The organism is Shewanella sp. 11B5 (genome assembly GCF_002836795.1).
GTDB lineage: Bacteria > Pseudomonadota > Gammaproteobacteria > Enterobacterales > Shewanellaceae > Shewanella > Shewanella frigidimarina.
The window spans coordinates 1-6,563 of sequence record NZ_PJAP01000337.1 but is presented as its reverse complement, the minus strand read 5'-3'; the positions used below and the strand labels follow the sequence as shown (position 1 = coordinate 6,563).

Genomic DNA, 6,563 nt, shown 5'->3' with positions numbered 1-6,563 from the left:
TCTGCTGGTGGTGAGGTGTCGGCATAACGGCGTATGTTGAGGTTGTAATCGTTGTCTGCTATTTCGCTTAACTCAACCACTTTTGAATAGCGAGAATGTTCGGCGTAGTTATCAAAGGTTTCGACGATTGTGGCAATGTCTTTCTTACGCAATTTATTTTGGTTTTTACCCTCTTGATACTCTAGCTCGCTGTTGATAAACAGCACCTTGCCTTTACGCTCGGCAGGCTTTTGCTTATTAATTATTAACAAACAGGCAGGAATACCCGTACCGTAAAATAAACCAGATGGAAGACCGACAACCGCTTCAAGCAGGTCATCTTCTAGTATACCTTGGCGGATGGCTTTCTCGCTTGAACCTCGAAATAACACCCCATGTGGCATAACTACACCGACCATACCGTCGTTATTGGTACTGGCTATCATGTGCTGTACAAAGGCTAAGTCACCGGCATCTTTTGGCGGCGTTCCATAGGGGAATCGACCAAAGCCATCGTTGTCACACTCATCCTTGCCCCACTTACTTAATGAAAATGGCGGGTTGGCGATAACTCGGTCGAAATGCATTAACTCACCACCAAGAGTATGTTTAGGGTCGCGCAAAGTATCGCCCTTGCGAATGTCAGCATTATGCACCCCGTGTAAGAACATGTTCATCTTACAAATGGCCCAAGTGTTCAGGTTCATCTCTTGGCCAAATAGCGACAGGTTAGCCGCGTTTTCACCATGATCAGCTAGATGATTGCGCATTTGCACTAACATACCGCCCGAGCCTGAAGTAGGGTCATAAATACGCATACCCGCATGGGGTTTAAGTAAGGCCACCAGCAGCTGCACCACTTCACTAGGGGTATAGAATTCACCACCCTTTTTACCGGCACTATCGGCAAACATCTTAATCAAGTATTCGTAAGCGGTGCCGAGCATATCTGGACGCTCAAAATCGGCATTACGTAATCTGTGCTGACTAAAGTGCGATAACAAATCTTGTAGCTTTTTATCAGACAACTTATTTTTAATGTTGAAGTCGATAGTGACTAACACCCCCTCAAGGCTTGAGTTGTGTTCTTCAATCGCTTCGGCTGCGGTATTAAGTGCCTCACCAATGTTGTGTTTCAAATCTTTAAGCGCTGACCAACGGGCAATAGCAGGCATGAAAAAAGTATCGTCGTACTCATCTTCATCATCGCTAAGCTCATCCGCTTGCTCCTGCGTTTTACCTTTATCGAGATAATACTGAACGACCTTTTCACGTTCTTCATCAAAGGCATCCGACAATCGCTTTAGAAACATCATGCCAAAGATGTAGTCTTTAAATTCAGACGCATCCATATTGCCACGTAGAATATCGGCCGTTTCCCACAAGAATGATTCAAGCGTTTGAAGAGTGAGTTTGTTAGTCATTGAATTACCTAAAATGAAGGTGTGGGTCTGTATTGATAACAGGCACTTTATATTGCATGTGATTCTACGACTTTGTTGCAGGTGGAGCAATGAAGGCATGTTAGTTGTTTGATTTCGATACAAATACGATTGCTTGCTACAGCTATGAAATTAGCTATAAAGCTATTTCTTAGCCGCGATCTTATGGCTCTAAATGGTTGGACATAGGCAGTTAGAAAGTGTTTAGTATTTCTAGGGGCTACCACTCAGCAAGATTTATTAGAGCAGTTATTCATGTTCTACGATAAGCTTGAAGACGGTATTAAAGCAGAGCTGCCACTCAAGTGTATTTTGACGGTAGCGACAGCAGAGTAGTATCCATTGTGATAATTTAACTTCCCTTTTTGGTAGTAGTAACTATAATTCCCTTGTTGGGAACTTTGAGGTGTAATGAAAGTCTTAGGAAGAGACAAACTTACAAAGTTTAGTCAAAAGCATGCTGACGCAAAAAAGGCACTTGAAGCTTGGTTTTCAGAAGCGAGTGCTGCTGACTGGAAAACCCCACAAGATATAAAGAATAGATATCGAAGCGCTGATTTCTTAGCTGATAATAAGGTTATCTTTAATGTGAAAGGTAACCATTACAGATTAGTTGTGAAAGTTAGATATCAAAATGGCATTGCTGTTATTGAATGGGTTGGAACTCATTCGGAGTATGATAAGCAAAGCTTTTAGGGAGGTATTATGGGCCACATTAAGTTAATTAAATCAACTCAAGATCATGAGCAAGCGTTAGCTCGCTTGATGCTATTAATGGATCTCGATTCTGCTCCGGACACAGCAGAAAATGATGAGTTGGATTTACTTGCATTCTTGATCGAAAAGTATGAAGAAGAGGCCTTTCCTATTGAGTCTCCAGACCCTATTGAAGCGATTAAGTTTCGAATGGAGCAACAGGGGTTGATTAAAAAAGATTTAGTTCCATATTTTGGCTCTGCGTCAAAAGTAACAGAAGTACTGAACGGCACGCGAAGTTTAAGCCTTAATATGATCCGCAAATTAAGCCCTGGTTTAGGGATATCTGCTGATGTCTTGATAAAAGAGCCTTGCCAAAAAGATACCATTTCCAAAGATGTTGATTGGGATGCTTTCCCTATATCAGAAATGCGCACTCGGGGTTATTTCGAGGGTTTTAATGGCTCAATAAAGGAATTAAAAGAGTATTCAATTGAAAAGCTTAATCTGTTTTTAACGTCTGTTCCCAATGGCTTTTCTTTAAAACCAGCATTATTAAGAACCACTGCTCATTTACGTTCAAATGACAAAGAGACTAATAGTTACGCTTTATGGGCGTGGCAAGTCAGGATTTTACAGAAGGCACAAGAAGAGCAGCTACCAGCTAAATATGTTAAAGGTACAGTTGATGCTAACTGGATGAAAAAATTGGCTCAGTTATCATGGTCTGATCAAGGGCCTAAGTTAGCGAAAGAGTTTTTGAACCGCCATGGTATTCATTTAATTATTGAAGCTCATTTACCAAAAACTTATTTAGATGGCGCTGTATGCATTTCTGCTAGCGGTAACCCTGTCGTTGCACTTACATTACGCTACGATAAATTAGATAACTTTTGGTTTTCGTTGATGCATGAGTTAGCACATATTGCGTTGCATGTGGATGGTACTGAAACATGGTACTTGGATAATTTAGATGCTGAAGGCGCCGACGAAGTTGAACAAGAGGCAGATGCATTAGCCCAGGAAAGCTTAATTCCATCAGGTTCTTCGAGTTTACTTGAAGTGAAAGATGTTGATTGTGTGCAAAAACTTGCAAGTAAACTACACATATCACCATGCATTGTTGCTGGTAGAATCCGTTATGAGCGTAATGATCACTCTACATTTGGTAAAGCGTTCCGAGATAAGGTAAGAAGTCACTTTTAGTATGTAAGTCTCTAGTTTCATTGAAGTTTTTTTAAAATGATTCTTAGCTCTGACATCGCATCGAGTTGCAAGCTCGTTCTCGTATCCACAAAGCACTGGAATAGCCTTTGACTGCGTTTGTGCTTTGAAGTATCCCTCACTATTTTAGCCATCATTTTATGATGGCAATCACACGCTAATTTTTATAAAGCAGCATCAACATCTCTCGTTAAGCCAAGAATATTCCCCTGTTATTTTCAGCAAAAACAAAAATAATGAGTCAAATTTAGTAACAAAACTAAGTTTTTTGCATTTATTTTCACTTTTTTTTATTCAAAAAAAATATCTAACTGTTTGAATAATATAGACCCCATTTATCCAGATTGTTTTTTGCTTTGTTATGATATCCAGTTTTGTTATTTGTTATCAATAGCTTACATTTGCTAGTTTGTTTTTTGTGCTAAGATTGTTTTAGAAGTAATCGCTCAGGATGATGCGATGTATGTTGAAAAGGAATTTGACGATGTTGAGTAAAAATTTTGGTTGCGCTGTTCATGAGGGGCCAACACAAATGGATTTATACGATGGATGCAACAGTGAACATAATTCAATAGATGAATACAAGCCAGGCGTCACGATACAATCGTGTTCGTCACAGGGGCAAATGTGGCGTATTAAAAGTAGAACCACTGGTCGTGTATGTCATCTTTTATCTAAGCTTGAGTATCAAGTGTTTCTTCTCTTAGATATTCACCCGAATATCATTGAAATCAAAGAACAATATTCACACGACTTACCGTTGTCACTTAAAGTAGCTTTTGAGCTTGGCGTTAATCACCCTCCGCAAAACAATCAAGAAAAATTACCGTTAACGACCGATTTTGTTGTTACTTACCAAGGGGTTGAGGCTAAGCAGATTGGCATATATGTTAAATATGCTAAAGATCTTAATAACTACAGAACAGTAGAAAAATTGTTGCTTGAGAAAGAAACACTAGCAAAAAGAAATATCCCGCTGTTAGTGATCACTGAAAAAGATATTGATACTAATGTTTTGAGAAATATAGAGTGGTTCTTAACGGCGGATGCATCTCAATATCAATTAGATGATGCTAAATCTAGAGCATCAAATATCTATGAGCAGCTTCAAGCTTCATCATCAGAGAAACTGACACAAATTCTAGCTCGTTTCGATGACGAGAATCAAATGCCAGCAGGCACACACTTAAACGAGTTGAAATGCTTATTGCAACTCGGATTTTTACATTTTGACTTAAACAAGGAATTTCATGAATTCTTAGGGCAAGATATAAACTTGTCTAAGGCGGAGTTATGATTGAGTTTCTACGCCAGAATGCTGTTTATTTGTGGAATGAACGTGCTTGTCGTCTTTTAAAAAATTTAGACTATTGCTGTATTTTTATTGATATAGAAAGCACTAGTGCTCTTCCATTTAAAGTCGATGCCGAAGATATCGACTTACATGACGAAATAGTTGAAATTGATGATCCATGGATTGAAATTATCAATCGGGCATATACGGCTGGTAGCGTTTACTTGAATAAGAGAGACAGCAATTACGAAAGGATAATACCACTGATTCAAAATGATGAGTTTTACGACAAAAATGTTAGAAGCGCAATAGTCGAGATATTAACTGCTCAAAGTTTTGGTTCTAAAAGTACGATATACCGCTATGCGAGGCGATATTGGCAGCGAGGACAAAGCATAAATACTTTATTGCCAGATTACTGTTATTGCGGAGGAAAGGGCAAGAAAAAGACTCGAAACGGTGTTCGTCTAGGGCGTCCGAAAGAATTCGGTGATTTACCTAATTCACTTTGGTCACCAGAGTTAGAAAGAATGATGCATTCCGCACTCTTAAGTACCATTTTTTCAGGGCGTTATTTGATTGATAAAAAAGGAAAAAAGGTTAACAGTTGTGATTTAAATGCTGCATATACTGACTTGTTAGCGCGATTTTGTGATGGTGATATAAGTCTTTTGAGCAGTGGAAAACCCAGTAAGTCTATGTTGAAAGCTTATTACAACAGTCGTTTTACTGTTGAGCGAAGAGCTCAAGCAAAACATGGTGAAATCTACTTTAAAGCTAACAATAGTCAGCTAACATCGAGTGTTAGAAAAGATATGGTAGGCCCAGGATCATCTTATTCAATAGATTCTACGCCCTTTGATATTGGAGCCGCAGGTGATGATCGACTGTTGCTAGGGCGACCGGTTTTATACCTATGTGTTGATGATTACTCATCTGCAATTACTGGCTTTTTATTAGTGTTAACACCTGCATCATACTTCAACGTAGTTAATGCGATGACGAGTGCTATTTCTAACAAAGTAAAGTTATGTGCAAAGCATGGAATGGATATTCAACAGAATGAGTGGCCTATGGAGGGCCTTCCCAAGGCTTTTTTTGCGGATTTAGGCTCCGACTTTAGAACTAAAAATATTGAAGCCGCGACATCTATGCACAATATTTCAATAATAAATAGTGGCGCAGGACAACCAAACAAAAGAGGGGATGGCGAGCGTGTATTTGGTCGTATACATGCTGAGTTAAGGCACCAGTTACCGGGATTAGTATCTCAATATACTTCAAAAAAATCAGGCGGAATGAGCAGCCAGAAGAACTATACCATGCTCCTTGATGAGTTAAATAAAATCATCTTGAAAGCCATTCTTGTACTCAATCACAAGCCGTTAAATAAGTGGGATAGTGATAACGACTTCCCGGCCGAATTAGCCACTACACCGAATAATATTTGGAAATGGGGTGTCGCTCATAGGACTGGTTCTCTTCAATTGATAAACAAAGATTTTTTTTGGTTTTCATTACTTGAACAAGAAACTGCGACAATTTCAAATGGAAATATTTTAACAATCGATGGTGTTAAATATGTGCATCCTGAGTTGTCTGGTCTTCGCGTTAAGGTTAATAGAAGTCAGCAGAAGCAAGTTGTTGTACGCGATAAAAGTGATGCTACAGCTATTTTTATAGTACCTGGTGAAGGTGCGCATGAGTATCTTCGATGCGAGCTTGAACCACATTTTCGACGGTTTAAAGGTCTGCCTTGGGCTGATGTTATCGATGATCTTAAAAAACGTAAACATAGTAATGCAAATGCACAACATTCTTATGAAGTGAAAAAAACCGCTGATTTTGTTGAAAATAAAAAAGTCACTGAGGTTGCTACATGTGAGCGAAAAGAAGCTATAGATGGCTTATCGAAATCAGAGCAAGTA

General features: G+C 39.1%; 5 protein-coding genes. 4 read left to right on the top strand and 1 reads right to left on the bottom strand.

What is annotated here, in order from left to right:
• A partial coding sequence (locus CXF78_RS07105; RefSeq protein ID WP_102036381.1) for a type I restriction-modification system subunit M occupies positions 1–1,403 on the bottom strand: 1,403 nt, incomplete at its 3' end.
• A gap of 429 nt (positions 1,404–1,832) precedes the next feature.
• Here CXF78_RS07105 and CXF78_RS07100 point away from each other — a divergent pair.
• The 4 genes from CXF78_RS07100 to CXF78_RS07085 all read left to right on the top strand — a co-directional run.
• Positions 1,833–2,117: a type II toxin-antitoxin system HigB family toxin gene (locus CXF78_RS07100; protein ID WP_102036380.1), complete on the top strand. Its 285-nt coding sequence runs from the start codon at positions 1,833–1,835 to the stop codon at positions 2,115–2,117.
• A 9-nt stretch (positions 2,118–2,126) separates the two neighbouring features.
• Positions 2,127–3,323 carry an ImmA/IrrE family metallo-endopeptidase gene (locus CXF78_RS07095; RefSeq protein ID WP_102036379.1) on the top strand — a complete coding sequence of 399 codons (1,197 nt, stop codon included), beginning with the start codon at positions 2,127–2,129 and terminating at the stop codon, positions 3,321–3,323.
• A 502-nt stretch (positions 3,324–3,825) separates the two neighbouring features.
• Positions 3,826–4,638 (top strand): TnsA endonuclease N-terminal domain-containing protein, encoded by an 813-nt coding sequence (locus CXF78_RS07090; protein WP_180957079.1) that lies wholly within the window; start codon positions 3,826–3,828, stop codon positions 4,636–4,638.
• A partial coding sequence (locus CXF78_RS07085) for a hypothetical protein (protein ID WP_145991390.1) occupies positions 4,635–6,563 on the top strand: 1,929 nt, incomplete at its 3' end. The genes CXF78_RS07090 and CXF78_RS07085, both read left to right, overlap by 4 nt.

Coding starts and splice junctions, on each gene's coding strand:
- CXF78_RS07100 (WP_102036380.1), top strand. CDS start 1,833: ATGAAAGTCTTAGGAAGAGACAAACTTACAAAGTTTAGTCAAAAGCAT.
- CXF78_RS07095 (WP_102036379.1), top strand. CDS start 2,127: ATGGGCCACATTAAGTTAATTAAATCAACTCAAGATCATGAGCAAGCG.
- CXF78_RS07090 (WP_180957079.1), top strand. CDS start 3,826: ATGTTGAGTAAAAATTTTGGTTGCGCTGTTCATGAGGGGCCAACACAA.